The 23,099-nt window shown below is 66.1% G+C and carries 23 protein-coding genes; 9 read left to right on the top strand and 14 right to left on the bottom strand.

All coding sequences use genetic code 11. The annotated features are described in order from the left end of the window. Window positions 1–46: 46 nt before the first annotated feature. Both XH79_RS40360 and XH79_RS40355 read left to right on the top strand, forming a co-directional pair. Window positions 47–964, top strand: a complete 918-nt coding sequence (locus XH79_RS40360) for a LysR family transcriptional regulator (protein WP_271585301.1) — start codon at window positions 47–49, stop codon at window positions 962–964. A 37-nt stretch (window positions 965–1,001) separates the two neighbouring features. Next, entirely contained in the window at window positions 1,002–1,826 is an 825-nt protein-coding gene (locus XH79_RS40355) for an aspartate dehydrogenase (protein WP_271585300.1), read from the top strand. A gap of 62 nt (window positions 1,827–1,888) precedes the next feature. On the opposite strand, the gene XH79_RS40350 is transcribed toward XH79_RS40355, so the two are convergent. The 9 genes from XH79_RS40350 to XH79_RS40310 form a co-directional block, all read right to left on the bottom strand. Then, on the bottom strand, window positions 1,889–3,193 hold the full coding sequence (locus XH79_RS40350) for a PQQ-dependent sugar dehydrogenase (protein WP_212339628.1): 1,305 nt from the start codon (window positions 3,191–3,193) through the stop codon (window positions 1,889–1,891). Between the two features lie 226 nt (window positions 3,194–3,419). Further along, window positions 3,420–3,629, bottom strand: coding sequence for a hypothetical protein (locus XH79_RS40345; RefSeq protein ID WP_212339627.1), 210 nt, complete (start codon window positions 3,627–3,629; stop codon window positions 3,420–3,422). Window positions 3,630–3,875: 246 nt separating this feature from the next. Next, window positions 3,876–4,502 (bottom strand): methyltransferase family protein, encoded by a 627-nt coding sequence (locus XH79_RS40340; protein WP_212339626.1) that lies wholly within the window; start codon window positions 4,500–4,502, stop codon window positions 3,876–3,878. A gap of 27 nt (window positions 4,503–4,529) precedes the next feature. Further along, on the bottom strand, window positions 4,530–5,561 hold the full coding sequence (locus XH79_RS40335; RefSeq protein ID WP_271585299.1) for an NAD-dependent epimerase/dehydratase family protein: 1,032 nt from the start codon (window positions 5,559–5,561) through the stop codon (window positions 4,530–4,532). A 29-nt stretch (window positions 5,562–5,590) separates the two neighbouring features. Next, complete coding sequence (locus XH79_RS40330) at window positions 5,591–6,109, bottom strand: Mpo1 family 2-hydroxy fatty acid dioxygenase (protein ID WP_212339624.1); 519 nt, start codon at window positions 6,107–6,109, stop codon at window positions 5,591–5,593. A gap of 173 nt (window positions 6,110–6,282) precedes the next feature. After that, window positions 6,283–6,954, bottom strand: coding sequence for an OmpA family protein (locus tag XH79_RS40325; protein WP_271585298.1), 672 nt, complete (start codon window positions 6,952–6,954; stop codon window positions 6,283–6,285). Next, window positions 6,954–7,370: a hypothetical protein gene (locus XH79_RS40320; protein ID WP_018640896.1), complete on the bottom strand. Its 417-nt coding sequence runs from the start codon at window positions 7,368–7,370 to the stop codon at window positions 6,954–6,956. Before XH79_RS40320 ends, XH79_RS40325 begins: the two co-directional genes overlap by 1 nt. Window positions 7,371–7,458: 88 nt before the next feature. Further along, window positions 7,459–7,746, bottom strand: coding sequence for a type II toxin-antitoxin system HicB family antitoxin (locus tag XH79_RS40315; RefSeq protein ID WP_212339622.1), 288 nt, complete (start codon window positions 7,744–7,746; stop codon window positions 7,459–7,461). 8 nt (window positions 7,747–7,754) lie between these two features. Further along, a complete protein-coding gene (locus tag XH79_RS40310) occupies window positions 7,755–10,343 on the bottom strand; it encodes an ATP-dependent helicase (protein ID WP_271585297.1) in 2,589 nt (862 codons plus the stop codon). Window positions 10,344–10,575: 232 nt separating this feature from the next. On the opposite strand from XH79_RS40310, the gene XH79_RS40305 reads away from it, so the two are divergent. Then, window positions 10,576–10,749: a DUF1328 domain-containing protein gene (locus XH79_RS40305; protein ID WP_212339620.1), complete on the top strand. Its 174-nt coding sequence runs from the start codon at window positions 10,576–10,578 to the stop codon at window positions 10,747–10,749. Between the two features lie 131 nt (window positions 10,750–10,880). Here the strand turns inward: XH79_RS40305 and XH79_RS40300 are convergent, their stop codons facing one another. After that, window positions 10,881–11,387 carry a thioesterase family protein gene (locus tag XH79_RS40300; protein WP_271585296.1) on the bottom strand — a complete coding sequence of 169 codons (507 nt, stop codon included), beginning with the start codon at window positions 11,385–11,387 and terminating at the stop codon, window positions 10,881–10,883. An 85-nt stretch (window positions 11,388–11,472) separates the two neighbouring features. Between XH79_RS40300 and XH79_RS40295 the strand changes: the two genes are divergently transcribed. The 3 genes from XH79_RS40295 to XH79_RS40285 all read left to right on the top strand — a co-directional run bounded on the left by XH79_RS40295 (window position 11,473) and on the right by XH79_RS40285 (window position 14,808). After that, entirely contained in the window at window positions 11,473–12,897 is a 1,425-nt protein-coding gene (locus XH79_RS40295; protein WP_271585295.1) for an FAD-binding oxidoreductase, read from the top strand. Window positions 12,898–12,985: 88 nt separating this feature from the next. Continuing rightward, window positions 12,986–14,326 (top strand): Spy/CpxP family protein refolding chaperone, encoded by a 1,341-nt coding sequence (locus XH79_RS40290; RefSeq protein ID WP_271585294.1) that lies wholly within the window; start codon window positions 12,986–12,988, stop codon window positions 14,324–14,326. Between the two features lie 119 nt (window positions 14,327–14,445). Further along, window positions 14,446–14,808, top strand: a complete 363-nt coding sequence (locus XH79_RS40285) for a hypothetical protein (RefSeq protein WP_271585293.1) — start codon at window positions 14,446–14,448, stop codon at window positions 14,806–14,808. Between the two features lie 6 nt (window positions 14,809–14,814). Here XH79_RS40285 and XH79_RS40280 read toward each other — a convergent pair whose 3' ends face one another. From XH79_RS40280 to XH79_RS40270, 3 genes are all read right to left on the bottom strand, one after another. Next, complete coding sequence (locus tag XH79_RS40280) at window positions 14,815–16,494, bottom strand: SulP family inorganic anion transporter (protein ID WP_271585292.1); 1,680 nt, start codon at window positions 16,492–16,494, stop codon at window positions 14,815–14,817. 237 nt (window positions 16,495–16,731) lie between these two features. Further along, window positions 16,732–18,219 (bottom strand): caspase family protein, encoded by a 1,488-nt coding sequence (locus XH79_RS40275; RefSeq protein WP_271585291.1) that lies wholly within the window; start codon window positions 18,217–18,219, stop codon window positions 16,732–16,734. 144 nt (window positions 18,220–18,363) lie between these two features. Further along, a complete protein-coding gene (locus tag XH79_RS40270) occupies window positions 18,364–19,284 on the bottom strand; it encodes a LysR family transcriptional regulator (RefSeq protein WP_271585290.1) in 921 nt (306 codons plus the stop codon). A 96-nt stretch (window positions 19,285–19,380) separates the two neighbouring features. Here XH79_RS40270 and XH79_RS40265 point away from each other — a divergent pair, with 96 nt between their 5' ends. Further along, complete coding sequence (locus XH79_RS40265) at window positions 19,381–19,824, top strand: DoxX family protein (RefSeq protein WP_212339612.1); 444 nt, start codon at window positions 19,381–19,383, stop codon at window positions 19,822–19,824. Window positions 19,825–19,952: 128 nt separating this feature from the next. Here the strand turns inward: XH79_RS40265 and XH79_RS40260 are convergent, their stop codons facing one another. After that, window positions 19,953–20,108, bottom strand: a complete 156-nt coding sequence (locus XH79_RS40260; RefSeq protein ID WP_271585289.1) for a hypothetical protein — start codon at window positions 20,106–20,108, stop codon at window positions 19,953–19,955. Between the two features lie 68 nt (window positions 20,109–20,176). Between XH79_RS40260 and XH79_RS40255 the strand changes: the two genes are divergently transcribed. Both XH79_RS40255 and XH79_RS40250 read left to right on the top strand, forming a co-directional pair. Beyond that, window positions 20,177–21,208, top strand: a complete 1,032-nt coding sequence (locus tag XH79_RS40255) for a TRAP transporter substrate-binding protein (RefSeq protein ID WP_271585288.1) — start codon at window positions 20,177–20,179, stop codon at window positions 21,206–21,208. 34 nt (window positions 21,209–21,242) lie between these two features. Then, a complete protein-coding gene (locus XH79_RS40250; protein WP_212339986.1) occupies window positions 21,243–23,096 on the top strand; it encodes a TRAP transporter large permease in 1,854 nt (617 codons plus the stop codon). Window positions 23,097–23,099 lie beyond the last annotated feature (3 nt).

Here is a 23,099-nt window from a genome sequence, read left to right as displayed (position 1 = left end):
CAAAAAAATGATATAATCCTCACGAGCAGAGACGAGAAGGATCCGAATGGAATTGCATCAGCTTCGATGCTTCGTGGCGGCGGCCGAGCAGCTGCATTTCGGCCATGCGGCGCAGCAACTCCAGATGCTGCCCTCCGCACTCGGCCGGCAGATCAGGCTGCTGGAGGAGGATCTGGGAACGCGGCTGTTCGCGCGAACCACGCGCGCGGTGTCGCTCACCGAGGACGGCACGACGCTGCTGCGTGATGCCCGCGCCATCCTCGCCAAGGTCGAGGCGGTCGAGAGCAACCTTCGCAATCGCTCGCGCGCGGGGGCCGCACGGCGGCTGCGGGTCGGCGCCATCGACAGTGCCGCGGCGGGATTGCTGCCGCCGCTCTTGCGCGACTTTCGCGACAAGCATCCCGACGTCGCCGTGCAGCTGCTCGAGGACAAGACCGTCCGGCTGCTGCCGAAGATTTTGACCGGCGCGCTCGATCTCGCCTTCGTCCGTCCGCCTGATAGCGCGGACAAGCGCCTGGAATTCCGCGACCTGCTCCAGGAGAGCGCCATCGTGGCGTTCCCGCAGCGGCACGCGCTCGCTGCACGCAAGTCGGTCACGCTGGCGCAGATCGCCGACGAGGCGATGCTGGTGCCGGACCGCCGCTCGCGGCCGCACAGCCACGACCTCACCATAAAACTGTTCGAGCAGGCCGGCCTCGCGCCGCGGATCGTGCAGGTGGCCGACGAGAAGCAGACCATCATCAATCTGGTGGCGACGAAGCTCGGGGTCGCGATCGTTCCGCGCTGGACCACGCGGATGGCGGTCCCGGGGGTGCGCTTCGTGCCGCTCCGGCCGAAGCAGAGCGGGCCGGTCGGCCGGCTGCCGCTCGCCGCCGCCTGGTTGCGCGGTTCGCGCGATCCGGCACGCGATGCGATGCTGGCGGTGCTGGAGGCACGCCTGCGCAGCTATGCGCGGGAGGCGTGAGCGGCTATGACATTGGCTTGGACAAACGGTGGGAACGATGACTGAACGGAAAGCTTCGGGCGAGTTGAAGGTTGCCCTCGCGGGCCTGGGCTCGATCGGCACCAAGGTCGCCAGCGCGCTCGATCAGGGCATCGAGGGGTTGGCGCTGTCGGCTGTGGCCGTGCGCGATCCTGCGAAGCATCAGGCCTTCATCAGCGGCCTGCGCCGTCCGCCGAAAATCCTGCCGATCGACCAGCTCGGCGATGCCGCCGACATCGTGGTCGAATGCGCGCCGAGCAGCCAGCTGCGTGCGATCGTCGAGCCCGCGGTGAAGCGCGGCAAGGCCGCGGTCGTCGTTAGCGTCGGCGGATTGCTCGACAATTTCGATCTCGTCGATCTCGCCCGCGCCAATGGCGGCCGCATCATCGTGCCGACCGGCGCGCTGATCGGCCTCGATGCCGTCAACGCCGCCGCGGTCGGCACCATCCATTCGGTGAAGATGGTCACGCGCAAGCCGATCGATGGGCTCAAGGGCGCGCCCTTCATCGTCCAGAACAACATCGACATCGATAATCTGCGCGAGCCGCTCAAACTGTTCGAGGGCAGCGCGCGCGAGGCGGCGAAGGGCTTTCCGGCCAACGTCAATGTCGCCGTTGCGCTGTCGCTGGCGGGCATCGGGCCCGATCGCACCCAGATGCAGGTTTGGGCCGACCCGACCGTGACGCGCAACGTTCATCGCGTCGAGGTCGAGGCGGATTCGGCGCGCTTCTCGATGTCCATCGAGAACATCCCGTCCGAGAATCCCAAGACCGGCCTGATCACCGCACTGTCCGTGATCGCGCTGCTGCGCAAGCAGCGCGCCACGCTGTGTGTGGGGACCTAGAGCATGATCCGGAAAAGTGTGAAGCGGTTTTCCGGAAGGATCATGCTCAAACAATAGAGCCTTTACGCCCCCGTGACGCGCCAGATCACGTTGCCGACGTCGTCGGCCATCAGCAGCGACTTCTTGTCGGGGCCGATCACGACGCCGACCGGGCGGCCGTAGGATTCCTTCTCGTCCGGGGACAGGAAGCCCGACAGGATGTCGCGGCCGGGACCGGAGGGCTTTCCGTTCTCGAACGGGATGAACACCAGCTTGTAGCCGGACAGCTTGCTGCGATTCCACGAGCCGTGCTGGCCGATCACCATGCCGTCTCCGAAGCCGGGCAGGGTGCCGGCGGGCATCCAGCACAGGCCGAGCGAGGCGGTGTGGCCGCCCAGTGCGTAGTCCGGTTGCAGCGCCTTGGCGACCATCGCCGGATCCTGCGGCACGCGATCGTCGACCGTCTTGCCCCAATAGCAATAGGGCCAGCCGTAGAAGCCGCCGTCGCGCACCGAGGTCAGATAGTCCGGCGGCGTCTCGTCGCCGAGCCCGTCGCGCTCGTTGACGACGGTCCAGAGCACGCCGGTCGTCGGCTCCCAGGCGAGGCCGACCGGATTGCGCAGGCCGGCGCCGAAGATGCGATGCGTGCCGGCGACGAGATCGAGCTCGTAGACCGCGGCGCGGCCCTGCTCGACCTCCATGCCCATCTCGGCGATGTTGCTGAGCGAACCGACGCCGGCATAGAGCTTCTTGCCGTCGGGGCTTGCGAGCAGACTGCGCGTCCAGTGCCCGGCCGGCTTGAAGGTGGTCAGCCGCTTGCCCGGCGCGGTGATGCGGTCGGCATTGGCGACGTAAGGGAACGCCATCACGCCGTCGGTGTTGCCGACGTAGAAGGTGTCGCCGACCAGCGCCATGCCGAACGGCTGGTTGAGATTCTCCATGAAGGCGCCGCGCACTTCGGCGACGCCGTCGCCGTCCTTGTCGCGCAAGAGCGTGATGCGGTTGGCGGACACGCCGAGCGCGGCGGCGCGCCGCATCGTCGCCTGCATCGCGTAGTGAAACACGCTGCGCGGGGCGCCTGCGACCTGCGTCGCCTCCGCGATCAGCACGTCGCCATTGGGCAGCACCTCGATCCAGCGCGGATGATCGAGGCCGGTGGCGAACGCATTGACCTTGAGCCCGGGCGCGACGGTCGGCTTATGGCCCTCGCGCCAGCCGCGCGCGGTCGGCATCTTCAGCGTCGGGATCGCGCCCTGCGGCTTGGCTTCGGGAATGGCGGGCGTCTGGCCCCAGGCAGGCGGCGGCTCGGTGCCCGTCATCTTGCGCCATTGCAGCGCGATGCCGCCGATGAACGCGACGAACTGCGCGAAGATACTGGAAAAGGTCATGAGAAGCCCCTGTCGAACCCTGAAGGCACAGTCCAACGCCGGATCGCCAAAAACCCCGCGCGGGCTCAGGCCTGATCGTCGACCTCTCCAGATCCACGATAGAATGTCGTCGTGCCTCGTTGCGCGCGCATCCAACTGGCTGGCGGTAAAAAGGTCAACCGTCGCGGAACTGGACGGACATCTATTCTCGCGGAATGGCAGATGACCAAATTTGCATGGACAGAGATCAGCGGCCGATCTGCCGCTCCAGCCGCCGGGCCGCGCGAAAATCATCGAGATGATGGACGTTCGGCGTCAGCGCCGCTTCTTTGGATAGCAGGTGATAGACCCGCGCCACGGTGCGCTGCTTCTGCTTCGGCCGCCCCGGCGGCATCGCCCGCGCCTTGCGGGCGGCGGCGATCGCGTGCGCGCGAAAATAATCGTAGGCGTCCGACATGGCTCGATGCTCTGCGGGGTGGTGCAGATGTCGAGGGACAACGGGTGTGGGGAGGGGCTGGTTCCTTGCGGGGCGCGTTGCCTCCACAACGTCGTCCTGGCGAAAGCCAGGACCCATACCGCGGAATCTCTCGGTGTGGCGCGGTGGGCGTACCGAGCGACGAGTCTTCACCAAACTCCTGTCTGGGGTAATGGGTCCTGGCTTTCGCCAGGACGACAGCGGAGGAGATGGCCGCGTCTTGCTACCTCACCGCGGCGAGGTGAACGGGATGATCATCGGCACGCGGCGGCAGTATGCGCCGTAGGCGTCCTCGCCGAGCTCCTTGGACAGAAACACCTCTTCCATCCGGCCCTTCTGCCACATGCCGAGCGAGATCAGGATCGCGCCGAGGATCGTCGTTACGAGGCCGATTGCGATGCCGGTGACGAGCATGCCGAAGATCAAACCGGTGTAGATCGGGTGACGCACGATGCCGTAGGGGCCGGTGTCGATGACCCGGTGGTCTTCCTTGTGGGTGATGGTGTTGGACCAGAATTTTCCGAGATGCAGCCGGCCCCACCAGGCAAAGGCGATGCCGGCGGCCGAGAGGACCGCGGCGATGGTGATGCCGGTGTTGCCGAGCACCCAGAGCGGCTTCCAGCCCAGGATCTGTGCAACCCACGGCGTGTACAGGATGCCGCCGACCAAGATCGGAAGGCGATAGCGCTGCGACTCCAGCGTCATGACCTGCTTCTTGGTCCGCCCCTGCCAGAACGAGGCGCCGACCCAGCTGGCGAGAAAGGCGAGCCAGATCAGGGCCAGGAGTTCGGTCGGCCAGGCCGTGGTCCAGCCACCCCAGGCGACAGAGAGAAGCTTGCTGAAATCGAAGGACATGAAGGTTCTTTGCGTTAGGCGGCGGCTTCAGCTCGCGCGCGAGGACAGCGCGTGATGCTCGATGGCGCCGGAGGGCTGCTGGCCGTTGCGGGCGAGCAGATGGGTGATGGTTTCGCGCAGGACCGGCTCGATCGGGCGCGGCGAATAGCCGAGCTCGGTACGGGCCTTGCCGATCGAGAGGTCGCTCGCGGCAAGCGCGATGCGCACGCCCTCGGCGGTGCCGTTGGGCGGCCGGCGCGTGAAGTTGTCGGCCAGATATTCGAGCATGATGCCGGAGAGCTCGGCGATCTTGCCGGGCACGACGATCGGGAACTGGCGGCGGCCGCTCATCGCCGACATCATCCGCAGGATCCGCCCGAGCGGGACGCAGTCGCCGCCGAGGATGTAGCGCTGGCCGACGCGGCCGCGCTCCATGGTCAGCACGAGGCCCATGGCGACGTCACGGACGTCGACGAGATTGACCAGGAAGTTGAGATGCGGCTGCACCTTCTTCTGCAGGAAGTACCAGAGCATTGCGGTCGGCGGCGTCAGATTGTGGTCGGCGGCGCCGATCGGCATGGTCGGCGTGCCGATCACCAGCGGAAAGCCCTCGGCCGCGGCCTTGGCGGCATGATGCTCGGCGAGCGACTTCGACCGCGTATAGGCGCCCGGCATCGCGTCGGCCGGCTGCAACGCCTCTTCGGCGGGAACGCCGTTGAGGTCGGAATAGGGGAACAGGATCGATTCCGTCGAGCAGTGCAGGAAGCGCGACACGCCGCGCTTCATCGCAGCCGCCAGCACCACCTCGGTGCCGCGGCAATTCACGTCGTGAAAGTCCTGCTTGTTGGCGACCCACATGCCGGGCAGGCCTGCGAGGTGATAGACTTGGTCGACGCCGGACAGCGCGGTATCGACCGCGGCGCTATCCAGCACGGAGCCATGAACGTAGTCGACGTCGGCGTTGGCGGCGGCCGCCGGCTGGACATCGAGAACACGCACCCGCTGCCCACGGGCGCGGAGCGCTTCTACGAGATGATGTCCGATGAAACCGCTGCCACCGGTAACCAGTACGAGAGCCATGAAGAAGGTTTGCTGTTTCGCTTCTGGAGCTATCGGGTTGAAAGGGAATTGGTCGGAAGAGGCGCCAGAATCGCGGCAAGGTCGCGACGGAAGCCCAGTGCAATGAATAATTTTGCCATGACAAACATCGGTCCCAGCAAAAGATGCGAGGGAAACGTGAACAACGAGGCCTCGCGGCCCTCAAAAACCTTGTGGCCGATGGTCTGCGCGGCGAAGCCGAGCGCGACCAGGACGGCAAAAATCGCCCACATCGTCACGGTGCTGACCTGCGCCGCAATGGTCGACGCGATCGAGAACAGCACGATGGAGACGGCCAGAATGCCGGCCCCGAGCGCCAGATCGAGCAGCAGCCAGTAGATCAGCACCGGCAAGGCCAGGATCACCGCCAGGCTGACCTCGGACCCGAACAGCGCGACCTTCACCAGCGTCAGCGGCATCACCGCGCCGGTGAACAGCAGAAGGATGCCCACCACATGCATCGCCGTGTTCCGGGGATCACGATGGTACTCGACATAAACGGCAAGTTGGCGTTGAAAAAAGCCACCCATCTTGGTCTCATGCAGAACGGGGTCGGGGAAGGACGAACAGAGGCTATAGCACCGGATAGAGCAGTGCACAAACCGGCACTATTGTCGCGCAAGACCATACCGTCGCGCTGTGGGACAGGTCACAAAACGATCAGGACTTCAAAGGGTTCCGTCGGGCGCTTGGGAGCGTCTGCTTACCGCTTCTTGGCGGGCTTTTTCGCCGCAGGCGCAGTTGCCGCAGCCGGATGCGCGGGCGCGTCCTCGGGCAGCTTGGCGTACGTCAGGATCTGCAATTGGCCGTTGACGGCCGAGGTCGGTTTGGCCCGGTCGAGAAACTGCTCCTCACCGAGGCCGATCGGATGCAGCCGCTTGGTCGAGATCTTGAACGTGTTCACCAGCACGTCGCGGATCGCATCTGCCCTGCGCTGGCTCAGGATCGCATTGGCCTCGCGCGTCTTCGAATTGGATTCGACATGGCCGACGATCAGGAAGGTGTAGGGCAGCAGCGAGAAATGAACCAGCGCGTCGGCGATGCGGCCGACGGCCTGGTAGGACGCCGGCTGGATGATCGGCGTGTCGGCGTCGAACTGGATCTGCGCGTTGAAGGCGGGCAGCTTGGCGAGGTCGGGCGCGATCAGCGGCCGGTTCACCGGACCCGGATCGTTCTTGATCCTGGCCTTGGCGCGCTCCATCACCTGCTGCTTGAGCGCGGGGAGGTCGACCTCGCCGGCTTCTTCGAAGTGGTTCAGCTTGCCGACGATGTCGTCGCGGGTCGGCGCCGCCGTCTGTGCGCGTGCGGCGCCCGCAAGCACGGCGAGACCGAGCGCGACGCATAGTCCTGCGGCGGAGAGTCTATTCGCGCGCATCAGCGATACCCCGCGTCGTCAACGGCCTTCAGGCAGTTGTTGCTGATGCCCTTGGGCGTCGAGACCAGGCAGGGGATCGACTTGCTGGTCTCCTTGGTCGAGCCGCCGCAGACCTTGACGATCTCGCGCTGGCAGGCATTCGCCACCGTGACGCGTGCGGCGACGCGCTTCTGGATGGCGTCGAAGACGCCAAGATAGTCGCTCTGGCACTGCGGCGAGAGCACGTCGCGGTTGCGCGACAGGCACTCCTTCAGCCGGGTCGAGTCCGGATTGACGCCGCGGCAATTGGCGACGATTTCCGCGCCGCAGCTCGCCGCCAGCTTCCCGATCGAATCGCCAAAGCTCATGGTCTCGGCCGCCGCAAGCGACGGCATAACCAATGCAAGCACGATCAATGTGATGGAGCCCCGGACCATGGGTTTATCTGATACGGGGAAGTTCGCGGTGGTCAAGGGCTGTTCGGGGGAGAACTGTCGAGAGTCCGGCGAGTGCGGCGAACAGTCCTCACTCCGTGGCCTCAGTGAGGGGAGGCCATTCGATCAGGACGGCCGTGTGGTTCCTGAGGTCCTCGGCAAATTCCGGGTCGGCCTCAAGCTCGGCCAGCGTCCTCGGCGGGGGAAGCCGGCCGCCATCCTCTGTCAACTCCTGAGCATAGAACGCGAGCGCTTCGGGCGCGTTCTCCAGGGCCTCGTCAACGTCGTCGCCGCCTGAAATGCAGCCCGGCAGGTCGGGAAACCACAGGCTAACGGCGTCCGGATCTGCGTCCTCGATGATGGCAACGTACTGAGCCACGTCAGGCCTCACGCCCGCTGCACAAAACTGTCCACGACCTTCTTCTCGCCGGCCTTGTCGAAGGCGATGGTGAGCTTGTTGCCGTCGATCTTGGTGACGCGGCCGTAGCCGAATTTCTGGTGGAAGACGCGGTCGGAAATCGCGAATTCCGAGGTGGTGCCGGTGGATTTGGCGACCAGCTCGCCCTCGATCGTCAGGGGACCGCGGCGGCGCGAGGAGAAGCTGCCGAAATCCGGGCCCGACGACGAGGAGGACGAGAACGTCGCGGCCTCTTCCTCGAAGCCGCCGCTTCGGCCACCGCTATTGCGGCCGCCGCCACGATTGCGGTTGGCCTGGGCGCGCTGCCAGCCCGGCGTCGTGTAGCTGGAGCCGAACGCCTCCATGTCGTCGAAGCGCGAGGCGCCGTAGCCGCCGGTGCCGCCCCAGGCCGAGCCGCCCTTGGATTCCGTGATCTCGACATTGGCTGCGGGCAATTCGTCGAGGAAGCGCGAGGGGATCGTGGTCGACCAGGTGCCATGGATGCGCCGGTTGGTCGCGAAATAGATCATGGCGCGGCGGCGGGCGCGGGTCAGGCCGACATGACCGAGCCGGCGCTCTTCTTCCAGGCCGGCGCGGCCCTGTTCGTCCAGCGTGCGCTGGCTCGGGAACAGGCCTTCCTCCCAGCCCGGCAGGAACACGTTGTCGAATTCGAGACCCTTGGCCGAATGCAGCGTCATCAGCGACACCGCATCCTCCTCGGCGCCGCCGTCGCGGTCCATCACCAGCGAGATGTGCTCCAAAAACCCTTGCAGGTTCTCGAACTCCTCCATCGAGCGCACGAGCTCTTTCAGGTTCTCCAGCCGGCCCGCAGCGTCCGCCGAGCGGTCCTTCTGCCACATCTCGGTGTAGCCGCTCTCGTCGAGCACGATCTGGGCCAGATCAGTGTGCGCGGTGACCTCGCGCTGGGCGCGCCAGCGGTCGAACTGCGCGACGAGGTCGCGAAGTGACCCACGCGCCTTCGGCTTCAGCTCGTCGGTCTCGACCACCGCGCGCGCCGCCTCGAACAGCGGAATGCGGCGCTTGCGGGCGTGGTCGTGCAGCATCTGCACGGTGGCATCGCCGAGGCCGCGCTTCGGTGTATTGACGATGCGCTCGAAGGCGAGATCGTCGGCCGGCGAATTGATCACGCGCAGATAAGCCAGTGCGTCGCGGATTTCGGCGCGCTCGTAGAAGCGCGGGCCGCCGATGACGCGATAGGGCAGGCCGAGCGTGACGAAACGGTCTTCGAATTCGCGCATCTGGTAGGAGGCGCGCACGAGAATCGCGATCTCGTTGAGCTTCTCGCCCTGGCGCTGGATCTGCTCGATCTCCTCGCCGATGCCGCGCGCTTCCTCTTCCGAATCCCAGGAGCCCGTGACCGTGACCTTCTCGCCGTCCTGGTCCTCGGTGCGCAGCGTCTTGCCGAGCCGGCCCTCATTGTGCGCGATCAGATGCGAGGCGGCGGCGAGGATGTGGCCGGTGGAGCGGTAGTTGCGCTCGAGGCGGATCACCTTAGCGCCCGGGAAATCGTGCTCGAAACGCAGGATGTTGTCGACCTCGGCGCCGCGCCAGCCATAGATCGACTGGTCGTCGTCGCCGACGCAGCAGATGTTTTTGGTCTTCTCCTTCTCCCCGCTTGCGGGGAGAAGGTCGGGATGAGGGGGAGTCTCCACGAGTTCGGTGCTCGGAGAGTCCCCCTCACCCGCCGCACTGCGTGCGTCGGCCTCTCCCCGCAAGCGGGGAGAGGCGAAGGAAGCAGACGACGGCGCCTGCGACAGCAGCCGCAGCCACAGATATTGCGCGACGTTCGTATCCTGGTACTCGTCGACCAGGATGAACTTGAAGCGCTGCTGGTACTGCCTGAGGATATCCGGGTGCTCGCGGAAGATGCGGATGTTCTCCAGCAAGAGATCGCCGAAATCGGCCGCGTTCAGGATCTTCAGCCGCTCCTGATAGCTCGTGTAGAGCTTGCCGCCCTTGCCGTTGGCGAACATCGCGGCCTCGCCCGAGGGCACCTGCGACGGCATCAGGCCGCGGTTCTTCCAGCCGTCGATCAGGCCGGCCAGCATGCGTGCGGGCCAGCGCTTGTCGTCGATGTTCTCGGCCTGCAATAGCTGCTTGAGCAGCCGCACCTGGTCATCGACGTCGAGCACGGTGAAATTCGATTTGAGCTGCGCCAGCTCGGCATGGAAACGCAGGATGCGGCCGCCGATGGAATGGAAGGTGCCGAGCCACGGCATGCCCTCCACGGCGTGGCCGAGCATCTGGCCGAGCCGGTGCTTCATCTCGCGCGCGGCCTTGTTGGTGAAGGTCACCGACAGGATCTCGGCGGGGCGGGCGCGGCCCTGGCTCAGGATATGGGCGATGCGCGTCGTCAGCACACGCGTCTTGCCGGTGCCGGCGCCGGCCAGCACCAGGACCGGACCGTCCAGCGTCTCCACCGCGTCGCGCTGCTCCGGATTGAGCCCGGACAAATATTTCGGGCCCACCGAGGCGCGCGCACGCGCGGCGATGCCGCCGGCTGCGGGCTGGTGGTCGGGTACGCTGTTGATCTTGCTCGGCTCGGTCATGCGAATCATTTGGCCCCACGATGGCACCGCGGGGTGACGGGAGGGAGCCTTCTTAACAGGGATTGGTCCCTATATGGGGCGGCGATGCCAGGTTTTCCACGTACGTGGCGGGCCGATTTGTTCCTGCGGCAGGGGTGAATTTCGCCGTTATACGTCTCGGAACCATCGTTCCCGCGTCGAGATTGTCTGGGCAGGTGGCGCGGCCAGCCGTGCCGAGAGACATCAAGACGAGGGTTTGACCATGCTAGGCTGGGTTGTGACGTTTCTGGTTATCGCACTGATCGCCGGCATCCTGGGCTTCGGCGGCATCGCCGGCGCCTCGATCGAGATCGCCAAGATCATCTTCTTCATCGCGGTCGTGCTGTTCCTGGTCTCGGCCGTGATCGGCTTGGCACGCGGCCGAACCAGGATATAGCGGTGTTATCCTCATGGTGAGGAGCGCGGAACGCGCGTCTCGAACCGTGCAGGCCCGACTGTGGCCTTGCATCCTTCGAGACGCCCGCTTCGCGGGCTCCTCAGGATGAGGGGCTAGAGAGGTCTGCTTAGCTACCGCTTCGAGGGCATCGCCACGCTGCGGCCGATGCCCTCGGGGCGCGACAGGGCGCAATGGGCCCTGGCAATGCCTGCGATGCGCTGCTGGATGTCGGGCGGAAACGACGCAACGCGCCGCGCCTTCATGTCCATGTGCAGCGACATGTTTTCCGATGTGGCTGACAGCCAGCCCTCGGTGCCGTGCCTCATCTCCTCGAATGTGTGCAGCCGCTTGTCGTCGGCTGCCAGCAGCCACACCAGGATCTGCACGGGATCGCCGAGATGGATCTCGCGCAAATAGCGCACATGGCATTCGGCGGTGAAGGTCGAGCCGTGGCGCTCTTTCTTGTAGACCGGGCCAATCCCGAGCTCGAGCCAGAACTCGTCGATCGCCCGGTCGAACATCACGTTGTAATAGGCCATGTTGAGATGGCCGTTGTAGTCGATCCATTGCGGCTCGATCTGCATGATCGAGGAGCGGAACGGCTCCGCGTCGGGCGCTGTGGCGGCGGTCTCCGGCATGTGTCCTTCCCAAGCTATGCGTCCGGTCCCTTGACTTGACCGGTTATATGTCCTTTGCCACGGTTGTTCTGTCGGAGGAATTTCCGTGGGTACGACCATCACCAATAATCCGCCGCGGCCGGAGCCGAAAGCCCTCGCGAGCGCGCTGGAACAGCTTGCCGCACGCTTCGGCAACCGCCTCGTCACCTCGCAGGCCGTCCGCGAGCAGCACGGCCATACCACCACGTGGATCGTCAACCAGCCGCCGGACGGCGTGGTGATGGCGCAGGAGACCGCCGACATCCAGGACGTGGTGCGGATCTGTGCGAAGAACCGCGTGCCCGTGATCGCCTTCGGTACCGGCACCTCGCTCGAGGGCCAGGTCAACGCGCCCGCCGGCGGCATCTCGATCGACCTGCGCGACATGAACAAGGTGCTCGCGGTGCATGCCGAGGACCTCGACTGCGTGATCCAGCCCGGCGTCACCCGCAAGGCGCTGAACGAGCACCTGCGCGACCAGGGCCTGTTCTTCCCGATCGATCCCGGCGCGGATGCGTCCCTCGGCGGCATGGCCTCGACGCGCGCCTCCGGCACCAATGCGGTGCGCTACGGCACCATGCGCGACAGCGTGCTGGCGCTGAAGGTGGTGCGCGGCGACGGCGAGATCATCACCACGGGCACGCGCGCGAAGAAATCGTCCGCAGGCTACGACCTGACGCATCTGTTCGTCGGCGCCGAAGGCACGCTCGGCATCATCTCGGAACTGACGATCCGCCTGCGTGGCATCCCCGAGACGATCGCAGCCGGCGCGGTGTCATTTGAGTCCGTGCACGGGGCGTGTCAGGCGGTGATCCTGGCGATCCAGACCGGCATTCCCGTGGCGCGCATCGAGCTGCTCAACGCTGCGCAGGTGAAGGCCTGCAACGCCTATTCGAAGCTGACGCTGCCGGAGACGCCGCTGCTCTTGATGGAATTCCACGGCAGCGAGATCGAGGTCGCCGAGCAGTCCAAGGCGTTCGGCGAGATCGCAAAGGACTGCGGCGGCGGCGAATTCTCCTGGACCACCAAGCCCGAGGATCGCACCAAGCTGTGGCAGGCCCGGCATGACGCCTATTGGTCGGTGAAGGCGCTGCGCCCCGGCGACAGCATCGGCGTGGTCGCGACCGATGTCTGCGTGCCGATCTCGCGGCTTGCCGACTGTGTCAGCGAGACCGAGGAAGATCTCAAGCGCCTCAATTTGTTGTCGCCGATCGTCGGCCATGTCGGCGACGGCAATTTCCACTGCTCGCTGGTCTGCGACACCAACGACGCCGCCGAGATGGCGCGCGGCGAGGAGTTCATGCACCGCCTGGTCGAGCGCGCGCAGTCGATGGACGGCACCTGCACCGGCGAGCACGGCATCGGCCAGGGCAAGCAGAAATATCTCAAGGCCGAGCTCGGCCCCGAGGCGCTGGACGCGATGCGGGCGCTGAAAAAGGCGCTCGATCCGCTCAATATCTTCAATCCCGGCAAGATCGTGCCGGAGGTGTAACGCAGTCCGGGAACTTTCGGCAGCCGGAGCGGTTCCAATTCCCGACAATTTCCGATGCCTCAATGGCGCGGCTTTGCGGGAGGATGCGATGTTGCGACCGGTCATTGGAATTGCCGTGATGGCGCTTGCCTGCCTGCTGGCGGGAACGGCTCTGGGGAAGGGCGGTGGCGGTCACGGTGGGGGACATGGTGGCGGCCATGGCGGTGGTCACGGCGGCGGGCATGGCGGTGGCCATCACGGCGGCGGGCATGGCCATCATGGCGGCGGCCATTTCCGTGGCCACGGCTTCGGGCATGCGCATGGGGGCGGTCATCATCGCGCGATGCGGTTTGCGACGGGCGGCCGACACGGTTCGAATTTCGGTCAGATCCGCAATGCGTCCGTGCGCCCCGCGAATTTCCGCAACGCTCTCAACCTGCATTCCAGCGCTTTCCGCAACGGTCGTCTGATCAGCAACCCGGCAGCGCGCGCCCAGATCACGGCGGCGGCCGCGCTCGCCGGCTGGCATGGCGCAAGCAGCGGATGGTGGCAGCATCCGGGCGGCGGTTATGGCTGGGTCGGACCGCTGTTCTGGCCGTTCGCCTATAACGACCTCTACGACTACACGATCTGGGGCGACGGTCTCGGCTTCTGGGGCTACGGCTATCCGGACATCTATGCCGGCCTCTTCGGACCCTACGGCTATGATGGCCTGTCGGCCTATCTGCCGCAGCGACCGCAGGGACGGCGGCAAGCGCGAGGCGTTGCGCTGGATCAGCTGTGCGGCAGCGACCGGCGCGCGATTGTCGGTCTTCCGGTCGACCAGATCGCCGCGGCGGTGCAGCCGACCGAGGCGCAAGGCGCCAGTCTCGATGCGCTCGGCAATGCCTCGATCGACGCTGCAGCGCTGATCCGCACGTCCTGTCCGACGCAGGTCGCAGCGACGGCACCCGGCCGGCTGGCGGCGATGCAGCAGCGTATCGAGGCAATGGTGAAAGCCGTCGATCTCGTTCAGCCCGCGCTCGACAGCTTCTATGGCTCGCTCACCGACGAGCAGAAGGCACGGTTCAACGCGCTGGCGGAAGATCAGCGTCGCACGACGGCGTCCAACGGCAGCGGGGGATCGCTGGTTCAGACCTGCGGTGCGCCTGCTGGGCTCGATTGGCCCGGCACCGATATCGAGGCCCGGCTTCATCCCAACGACACTCAGCGCGCCGCGCTGCAGGTGCTCCAGGACACCAGTGCCAAGGTCAGCGCATCGCTCAAGGCGGCCTGCCAGCCGAGCGAGGTGATGACGCCGCCGGCGCGAATGGCCGCGGTCGGCAAGCGGCTCGACATGATGCTCGACGGCGTCAAATCGGTGCGCGCGGCGCTGGAGGATTTCTACGCCACGCTGAATGACGAGCAGAAGGCGCAGTTCGAGGCCATCGGACCACGTCGGACGTCCTGAATGCGCATCGAGATGGAGTGTGACGGAAAAATCGCCTCGCCGATCTCGGTGGGCCTCCCTATGCTCGAGGGAGGCTGAAGCGGCAAGATGACGGCTCGGAGATCGCGGATGGTGGTGCGATGACGTGGTTCGCGCGCGAGACGCGACAGGACATCTGGGACGAAGCCATCGAGGGGCCGCTCGGCGACATCGAGGCCGCCGCGCGCATTCGTGCGATCTGCGAGGCGGCGGCCGCGAGCGCGGCGGGGTCGGCGCGCAACGACAAGCGCGAAAGCGCGCGCTACGAGCGCGCGGCCAAGGTCGCGATGGAGATCGCGATGAAGATCTCGGACGGACTGATGCGCGATGATGCGGTCCATCGCATCGTCGATCTCTGCATGGCGGCGGGCGATCTCAAGACCGCGCAGATCCTGTTTCGCGCGATCCATGCCAGCTGGATCCGCGAGACGGTGCAGCGGGATCATCCCGTGCTGGCACAGTAGAGACGACTATTTCGCCAGCTTGCGCACCGCTTCCTCCACGCTGTGGAAGACGCGCTCGCGGGGCAGGGCGTCGTACAATCTGAAGCGCTCGAACGCGTCCTGCGCGCGCACCGATTCCAGGCGTGCCAGCGCGACGGTGACGCCCTGCTCGTTGCAGGCCTTGAAGATGTCCAGCAGGATCTGCGCGGCGGTGAAGTCGATCTCGACCATGCCGCTCGCTTCCAGCACCAGGAGTTGCGGCGTCGCGGTGCCGAGCACCTTCGCCACGTCGCTGCGGAAACCCGGTGCGTTGAGGAACGAGAGCGGCGCCTGCAGCCCGATCACGGCAACGCCCTCGATGCGCTCGCCGCTGATGTGCGGATGGGTTGGCCACCAGATCGTGGTGCCCGGCACGCGCTCGAACTCGACCAGCCGTGCCCGCGTCGTGCTCCAGATGCCGTGCAGCAGCGACAGCACGATGCCGAGGAATGCGCCCTGCTGGATCGGAAGCACGATGATCAGCGCCGCGGTCGCGACGATGAGCAGGAATTCGCTTCGAGATTGGCGGTAGATCGTGGCGATCTGCTTCGTGCGGATGATGCGCAGCGCGACGAACAGCAGGATGCCGCCGAGCGCTGCGTCCGGAACGTGCTGCAGCAGTCCCGTGCCGAATACGAGCAGCGCCAGCACGATTGCCGCGGCCGCAAGCCCCGCGAGCTGCGATTGTCCGCCGGTCTCGGCGACGATCCCCGTGCGCGGCGGGCTGGCATTGACCGGAAACGCACCGAACAGGCCGGCCAGCACGCTGCCGGCGCCGGCGCCGAGGAAGTCGCGGTCGACGTCGGCAGGCTTGTCGGGATCGGACGGAAACGAGCGCGTGGTCGCGGCGGTCTGCACCATCACCACGACCGTGATGACGAAGGCGAGCGACACAAGATGCACCCAATGCTCCGGCGCAAGCTCGGGCAGGGTGAGCCGCGGCAGCGTGCCCGGCACGCTGCCGACCACGCTGACACCCTTGCTTTCGAGTCCGAGCGCGATCACGGCCAGCGTCGCGGCGACGAGCCCGATCAGCGCGCCCGGAATTTTCGCGCTGATCTTCTCGGAGATGAAGACCGTTGCGAGCACACCGAGGCCGATGCACAGGGTGAAGGGATTGCTGCGGTTAAGCTCGCCGGCAAGCACGCCGATGCGATCGAGCGTCGGCCCGCTCGGCGACTTCAGTCCCAGCACGCCGGGCAATTGCGACACGATGATGTGGACGGAGATGCCGGCGAGAAAGCCGACCATGACCGGCACCGACAGGAGGTTGGCGATGCCGCCAAGGCGGAAGGCGCCGCCGGCGAGCATCATCGCGCCGACCATCAGCGCCAGCGCGACCGCGTACCCCTGATAGTCCGGCGAGCCGACTGCGGCGAGCGCGGCAAGCCCGCCGGCGAAGATCGGCGTGATCGTGGAATCCGCGCCGCAGGAGAGGAAGCGGTTGCCGCCGAGCAGTGCGAAGCCGAGCGAGCCGGCCATGAACGCGAAGAAGCCGATCTGCGGCTCAAAGCCGCCGAGCCGCGCCGTGGCCATCTGCTCGGGGATCGCAATAGCCGCCAGCGTCAGCCCCGCCATCAGGTCGCCCGGCAGGGAATAGGATGCGAGCGAGCGGAACAGCGGCCATGCGTGCTCTGTTGAGCTCTTGGCGTCGGCGTCGTGCGGCATTGATCTGGAATCCCGGAAAGGCTGGCGTTGGCCGATCAGACTACAGCATTTTCGGAAGGGGCAGATGGCGGATGTCCGCTGCGCCCGTGTCCCGGACGCGGCGCAGCGCGTAGCGGTGCGACGCAGAGCCGGGACCCAGGAGGCGGTATCACGCGATGTTAGATGGGCCCCGGCTCTGCAGCGCACCGCTGAAGAGCGCTGCGCTGCGTCCGGGGCACTAGAGTCGCATAGGCAGCCTCAGTACCGGCCGCGGTCGTTGTGATAATCGCCGCCGCGGCCGCCGCCACCCATGCCCATGCCGAGGCCAATTCCGATGCCGATGCCTTGCATCACGGCGGCGGGCGGCGGGCCGCGATCCGGCGGCGGTGCGCGCTCGTAGACCACTACTTCAGGCGGTGGCCGGCGCGGCTTCGGCGGCGTCTCGACCACCTTGCGCTTCGGCGGGGTCTCGTCGACGCGCTTCTTGATGATTGGCGCCACGGCCGGGTTGACCGGGCTCGCCGGAGGCGTCGGCGTCGAGCACGGGCAGGTCGGCGCCATCGCGACGGCGACCGGAGCAGGCGTGGCCGCCGCGGCAACCGGCAAGGCGTAGTTGCGGTTCTGCACGCGGAGCAGCAGCCTGCGCGCGGTTGCCGCGAGATCGCTATTGTCCCAGTTCGTCAGATACGCCTCGAACGAGGCGCGGGTGTTGATCGCGACCGCGCGCTCCCAGGCCAGCATCTGGCGCCGGCGCTCCACCACCGTGCGCAGGCGCGGCGTGCGGGCGTCCTGCGCGTAGAGCTCGATATAGGCCTGATACGCCTCCACGGTGTCGTCTGCGATCACGAGCTCATAGGCGGCCTTCGGCTCCTTGCCCTGCAAATCCCGGCGCCAGTCCGCGACGCTGCGCGAACCGCTGGCGAGTGCCATCGCGGACGCACCCGGAAGAGCAGGCGCGCCGCTGCTCTCGCCGCCGAAGAACTTGAAGTCGGTTGTCAGCGACGAGCTTTCCCAGGGGATCTGCCGTCCGTCGGTCGATTGCGCCACCGCGACGCGGATACGCTTGAACACTTCCTCGATCGGCAGATTGGGCTGCTTGGCGATGGTCAGCGCGGCCGTGGTGTAGGGGCTGTCGATGCCGTTGCCGTCCTCGGCTTCGGCGCCGGGCGAGGTCGAGTAGGAAATGAACGAGCCGGGTGCGCCGGCCTTGGTGTCGACGATCGCAAGCCCGTGGCCGGCGCTGCTGAGCGCGGGGAACGGGTTGTTGCGGCAGGCATCGAGCATGAAGATGCGCGCCCGTGTTGGCAGCGCGCCGAGTGTGTTGAGCATGTCGTTCAGCCGCACGCCCTGGAGCGGAATGTCGGCCTCGCGCTTGGGATCGAGGTCGACGGGGACCAGATAGTTCTCGCCGTCGATCTGCAGGCCGTGGCCGGCATAGAACACCAGCGCGACGGTGTCGGCGCCGCTGGCGCTGACCTTGCCGGCGAAGTCGGAGATCGCCGCGCGCATCTCGCTCTGGCCGAGATTGGCTGCCGACGTGACGGTGAAGCCGGCGTTGCCGAGCAGCTCGGTCATCCCCTTGGCATCGTTGGCGGCATTGGGCAGTTCCGGCACGGTGCGATAGGCGGACTGGCCGATCACCAGCGCAAGCCGCGCTTCGGCCGCGGCATCTGTCGGCATCGTCAATTGTGTGAGTGCGAGAAGGCCGGACGCAAGCAGCAAATTGGAAAGGAGTGGACGGCGCATGATGTCACCTCCATCGGCAATGCGCGCGATGATGTCACCTTTTCTACGTCCCGGCCATGACACTGTCTGTGCGCTGGCTCACGTTCGAGCGTGCGACAAATCGGGCAGGATGTCTGCCCGGCCGGCGCGTCCGGCCGTGCGCCGTCACGGCAATCCGCGATCCCAGGGCGTCACAGGCGCAAAGCGCGCGGCGAGAAAGTCGATGAAAGCGCGCACCTTGGCCGGCGGACGGCGATCGGGCAGGTAGACCGCATGGACCGCCGACGTCTGGATCTCCGGCTGGTCGAGCGGGAGCGCGACGAGCGCGCCAGAGCGCAGATCGTCGGCGATGATGAAGGTGGGTTGTCGCGAGAGGCCAAGGCCGGCCAGCGTCGCCGCGCGCAACGCATCGCCGTTGTTGGCGCGCAAGGTGCCGCTGACCTGGACGCGGATCTCGCCCTCTGCGCCGAACAGCCATTCCGCTGCGCTCGCCTGCTGCGAGAGCGTGTAGCCGAGGCAATTGTGCCGGGCGAGGTCGGCGACGGTGCGCGGCGTGCCGTGCCTGGCCAGATATGAAGGTGCGGCACAGACCACGAGGCGGTTCGGCGCGAGCTTTCGCGCCACCATGCTGGAGTCGCGCAAGCTGCCGATGCGGATCGCGAGGTCCCAGCCTTCCTCGGCGAGGTCGACGAGGCGATCGTTGAGACCGAGCTCGACGGTGACCTCGGGATGGGCGGCCGAAAACTCGGCGATCGCAGGCGCAATCTGCCTTGTGCCGAACACGACGGGGACGTTGACGCGCAGCAGCCCGCGCGGCTCGACGCGTTCGCGTGCGATCGCGGCGTCGGCGGTCTCCATGTCGGCGAGGATGCGCTCGGCGGATTCCAGATAGCTCCGTCCGGCCTCGGTGATGGAGAGCCGCCGCGTGGTGCGGTGGAACAGTTTTGTGCCGAGCCGCGCCTCCAGCGAGGCAACATGCTTGGTCACCATGGTCTGCGACAGGCCCATGGTCCGGGCCGCACCGGAGAGACTGCCGGCCGCGGCGACCTTCGCGAAGACTTCCAGGCTGGTCAGACGGTCGAGCAAAACCTATCTCACTCTATTGGTGTGAAGTATATTTCAAAAATAGCAGATTATCACCGAATCGAGAATAGATCATGTTGCGCCGCAAAGGAGACCGCCATGATCGATTCCCGTACCGCCCCTTACGCCGCACTGGTGCTGCGCGTGACCCTGGGCGCGCTGTTCCTGGCCCATGCCAGCCTGAAGCTGTTCGTGTTCACCCCGGCCGGCACCGCAAAGTTCTTTGGCAGCCTCGGCTTCCCGCCCGAGCTCGCTTATCTCATCATGACCGTGGAAGTGCTCAGCGGCGTCGCCCTGATCCTCGGCGTCTGGACCCGCTATGCGGCGCTGGCCGGCATTCCGATCCTGCTCGGCGCGATCTTCACGGTGCACGGCGCGGCCGGCTTCTTCTTCACCAATCCGAAGGGCGGCTGGGAATTCCCCGCCTTCTGGGCGATCGCGCTCGTGGCGCAGGCCCTGCTCGGCGACGGCGCCTACGCGCTGCGTCCCTCGCGTGATGTCCAGGCTGCGGGCGGCCAGCTCAGCGGCGCGCATTCGCGCTGACGTCACCGCATTCGCTCCAATGTTGCGAGCCGCGGGATCACGATCCCGCGGCTTTCGTTTGTCTGCTTCGTACAATCCAATCGATATGCGTTCGGCATTGATCCATACCTGAATTGGATCGATCCCTCTCAATCCTGCATGCAGGCCTCGTCGCTGCCATGCGGCATGCGCGAAAACACCAATAAACAAAGGCGTTCCGTCGCGGTTTTCTGCAGCGCGCCTGTCGCTCGCGCCGTCGCGGCGCCGCCGGCCGCATCCCTTGCCTGTGTCGTCGCTTTGGCCATACAGTCGAGCCAACACGCCGCGACAACGATTGCGGCTGCAAAAAGAATAATTGGGGAGAGACCGCACCATGACCATCGTGCCCGTGAACCGTCGCGCGTTCATCAAGTCATCGGCGGCGGTCACCGCCGGCCTCGTGCTCTCTCCAGGGATCATCGGCCGTGCCGAAGCTGCGACGCTGAAGCTGAAATGCTCCTCCTCGCTGCCGAACGATCCCAAATACGCCAATGGCCGCGTCTACTACGACAACCTCGTCAAGAATTTGAAGGGCAACGGGCTCGGTGAGCAGGTCGAGGTCGCGTTCTTTCCCGACAACCAGCTCGGCCAGGAAATCGACGTCATCAACTCGGTGAAGCTCGGTGTCATCGACCTCATGGTGTCGGGCTCGTCGATCTCGGCCAATCTGGTGCCGCTGGTCGGCACCTTCGACCTCGGCTTCCTGTTCTCGAGCTTCCCGCAACAGACCAAGGCGTTCGATGCCGGCGCCGCCAAGCCGATCGAGGACGCGCTGCTCAAGGGCGGCAACATCCGCATCATCGCCTGGGCCTATAATTTCGGCTCTCGCAGCGTGCTGGCGAAGAAGCCGGTGAAGACGCCGGAGGATCTCGCCGGCCTCAAGATCCGCACCCTGCCCAATCCCGTCATCACCGAATGTCTGCGCCTGATGGGCGCGGCCGCGACGCCGCTGGCCTTCGGCGAGATCTATACTGCCTTGCAGGCCGGTGTGCTGGATGGCCTCGAGCATGATCCACCGACGATCCTGGCCAGCAAGTTCTTCGAGACGTCAAAGTCCTACGCGCTGACGCAGCACAATTTCTCGCCGCTCGCGATCTATTTCAGCGACATGACCTACAACCGCATGGATCCGAAGCTGCGCGAGGGTTTTCTCGATGCCGCGAAGAAGGCCGCGGTCGACACCCGTGCTCATGGGCTCGCGGTCGAGAAGGAGGCGCTGGCGGCTTTGACCGAGAAGGGCGTGACGGTGGCCGAATGCGACCGTGAAGCGTTCAAGAAGCGCGTCGCGCCGCAGTACGAGAACTTCATCAAGGCGCGGCCGGAATCCAAGCCGGTCATCGACATGATCCGCGCGACGCAAGCCTGATGGCCAAGTCCCAATGGCCAAGTCCGAAATGGCGATGACAGCCGCGGTGCCCTTCTCGGGCGGCCGCCATGGCAGCATGACGCTTCTGCTTCGCCTCAGCGACGCGATCGCGGCCGTGCTGCTGGCCGCCGATCTCGTGGTCGTCTGCGCGTCCGTGCTGCTGCGCTTCTTCTTCAATGCGCCGGTCGAATGGTCCGATGACGTCGCCCGCGGATTGATGGTCGGCTCGGCCTTCTTCGGTGCCGCGAGCGCGCTCGCGCGCGGCGAGAATGTCGGCGTCTCCTTCTTCCGCGATCTCCTGCCGGTGCGGCGGCGCTCGCTGGTCGATGCCGCCAGCGCGCTGCTGATCGTGCTGATCTCCGGCTATGTCGCCTATCACGCCATCAAGCTGGGCTCGCTCACCGCCGGCCAGACCACCGGCTCCGGACTGCCGCTGGAATTGACCTTCTATCCGATGGGCGTCGGCGCGCTATTCATGACGGTGTTCGCGATCGACCATCTCTGCGCAAGGCCGCTTCCGGATATCGTCAGGGGCCTCATTGCGATCATCGTAGTGACCGCGCTTTATCTCGCCTGGGACTATCTGTCGCCGTCCTCGGTGCCGTCGGCAGGCACCTTGATGCTGATCGGCTTCTTCGCAACGCTGTTCGGCGGCTTGCCGATCGGCTTTGCGCTGGCGCTGGCCGCGCTGATCTTCATCTGGGTCGAGGGCGCGCTGCCCGGCGTCATCTTCGCCCAGCAGATGGCGCGCGGCATCGACAATTTCGTGCTGCTCGCGATCCCGTTCTTCATCCTCGTCGGCTACCTCATGGAAGCCAACGGCATGTCGGTGCGTCTGATCGAGCTGTTGCAGCGCGCGGTGGGGCGCATGCGCGGCGGCCTCAACGTCGTGATGGTGGCCTCGATGGTGCTGTTCTCGGGCATATCAGGGTCGAAGATGGCCGATGTCGCCGCGGTCGGCTCGGTGCTGATCCCGGCGGCGCGCCGCTCCAAGCAGAATCCGGGCGGCGCCGTGGCGCTGCTCGCCGCCTCCGCAGTGATGGCGGAAACCATTCCGCCTTGCATCAACCTGATCATCCTCGGCTTCGTCGCCAACCTGTCGATCGGCGGCCTGTTCATGGCCGGCCTGCTGCCGGCAGCGCTGATGGCGCTGGTCCTGATCGCGGTGTCCATCATCTTCGGCAAGCCGCCGGCGGAGGCCGAGGACGTCGCACCACAAGCGCCGGTATCCGGGCTCTGGAGCGGCGCGATCGCCGCGTTCGGCCTGATCTTCATGATCTTCTTCGGCTTCAAGAGCGGCTTTGCCACGGCCACCGAGATCTCGGCGTTCGCAGTCGCCTATGCGCTGGTCGTCGGCAGTGTCGTGTTCCGCGAGCTCAGCTTCAAGACGGCCGCGCACAGCTTCGTGCAGGCCGCGACCAGGGCAGGGCTCGTGCTGTTCATCGTCGCCGCCGCGCAGTCGCTCGCGTTCACGCTGACCCTGCAGCAGGTGCCGCATGCGGTCGGCGATTTCATGCTGGGACTGTCAAAGACCTCGGGCGTCTGGCTGTTCATCCTGCTCGCGATTGTCGTGCTGATCGTGATGGGCTCGGTGCTGGAGGGCGCTGCGGCGCTGATCATCTTCGGGCCGCTGCTGTTGCCGGTGGCGGTGCAACTCGGCGTCGATCCTCTGCATTTCGGCGTCGTGCTCGTCATCGCCATGGGCATCGGCCTGTTCGCGCCGCCGCTCGGGCTCGGGCTCTACGGCGCCTGCCTGATCGGCAACGTGCCGATCGAGCAGACGGTCAAGCCGATCATGGGCTATCTTGGCTTGCTATTCCTCTGCCTGCTCGTTATCGCCTTCGTGCCATGGCTCTCGACCGCGCTGCCGCGGGCATTCGGCTACTGAAGG

Origin of the sequence: Bradyrhizobium sp. CCBAU 45389 (assembly GCF_028128625.1) — a bacterium.
Taxonomy (GTDB): domain Bacteria; phylum Pseudomonadota; class Alphaproteobacteria; order Rhizobiales; family Xanthobacteraceae; genus Bradyrhizobium; species Bradyrhizobium liaoningense_B.
This window is presented reverse-complemented; position numbering and strand designations above follow the sequence as displayed.

What these genes read in the sequence shown, in the direction of transcription:
- XH79_RS40360 (WP_271585301.1), top strand. Translation starts at nt 47, where the DNA reads ATGGAATTGCATCAGCTTCGATGCTTCGTGGCGGCGGCCGAGCAGCTG.
- XH79_RS40355 (WP_271585300.1), top strand. Translation starts at nt 1,002, where the DNA reads ATGACTGAACGGAAAGCTTCGGGCGAGTTGAAGGTTGCCCTCGCGGGC.
- XH79_RS40350 (WP_212339628.1), bottom strand. Translation starts at nt 3,193, where the DNA reads ATGACCTTTTCCAGTATCTTCGCGCAGTTCGTCGCGTTCATCGGCGGC.
- XH79_RS40345 (WP_212339627.1), bottom strand. Translation starts at nt 3,629, where the DNA reads ATGTCGGACGCCTACGATTATTTTCGCGCGCACGCGATCGCCGCCGCC.
- XH79_RS40340 (WP_212339626.1), bottom strand. Translation starts at nt 4,502, where the DNA reads ATGTCCTTCGATTTCAGCAAGCTTCTCTCTGTCGCCTGGGGTGGCTGG.
- XH79_RS40335 (WP_271585299.1), bottom strand. Translation starts at nt 5,561, where the DNA reads ATGGCTCTCGTACTGGTTACCGGTGGCAGCGGTTTCATCGGACATCAT.
- XH79_RS40330 (WP_212339624.1), bottom strand. Translation starts at nt 6,109, where the DNA reads ATGGGTGGCTTTTTTCAACGCCAACTTGCCGTTTATGTCGAGTACCAT.
- XH79_RS40325 (WP_271585298.1), bottom strand. Translation starts at nt 6,954, where the DNA reads ATGCGCGCGAATAGACTCTCCGCCGCAGGACTATGCGTCGCGCTCGGT.
- XH79_RS40320 (WP_018640896.1), bottom strand. Translation starts at nt 7,370, where the DNA reads ATGGTCCGGGGCTCCATCACATTGATCGTGCTTGCATTGGTTATGCCG.
- XH79_RS40310 (WP_271585297.1), bottom strand. Translation starts at nt 10,343, where the DNA reads ATGATTCGCATGACCGAGCCGAGCAAGATCAACAGCGTACCCGACCAC.
- XH79_RS40305 (WP_212339620.1), top strand. Translation starts at nt 10,576, where the DNA reads ATGCTAGGCTGGGTTGTGACGTTTCTGGTTATCGCACTGATCGCCGGC.
- XH79_RS40300 (WP_271585296.1), bottom strand. Translation starts at nt 11,387, where the DNA reads ATGCCGGAGACCGCCGCCACAGCGCCCGACGCGGAGCCGTTCCGCTCC.
- XH79_RS40290 (WP_271585294.1), top strand. Translation starts at nt 12,986, where the DNA reads ATGTTGCGACCGGTCATTGGAATTGCCGTGATGGCGCTTGCCTGCCTG.
- XH79_RS40285 (WP_271585293.1), top strand. Translation starts at nt 14,446, where the DNA reads ATGACGTGGTTCGCGCGCGAGACGCGACAGGACATCTGGGACGAAGCC.
- XH79_RS40280 (WP_271585292.1), bottom strand. Translation starts at nt 16,494, where the DNA reads ATGCCGCACGACGCCGACGCCAAGAGCTCAACAGAGCACGCATGGCCG.
- XH79_RS40275 (WP_271585291.1), bottom strand. Translation starts at nt 18,219, where the DNA reads ATGCGCCGTCCACTCCTTTCCAATTTGCTGCTTGCGTCCGGCCTTCTC.
- XH79_RS40265 (WP_212339612.1), top strand. Translation starts at nt 19,381, where the DNA reads ATGATCGATTCCCGTACCGCCCCTTACGCCGCACTGGTGCTGCGCGTG.
- XH79_RS40260 (WP_271585289.1), bottom strand. Translation starts at nt 20,108, where the DNA reads ATGGCCAAAGCGACGACACAGGCAAGGGATGCGGCCGGCGGCGCCGCG.
- XH79_RS40255 (WP_271585288.1), top strand. Translation starts at nt 20,177, where the DNA reads ATGACCATCGTGCCCGTGAACCGTCGCGCGTTCATCAAGTCATCGGCG.
- XH79_RS40250 (WP_212339986.1), top strand. Translation starts at nt 21,243, where the DNA reads ATGACAGCCGCGGTGCCCTTCTCGGGCGGCCGCCATGGCAGCATGACG.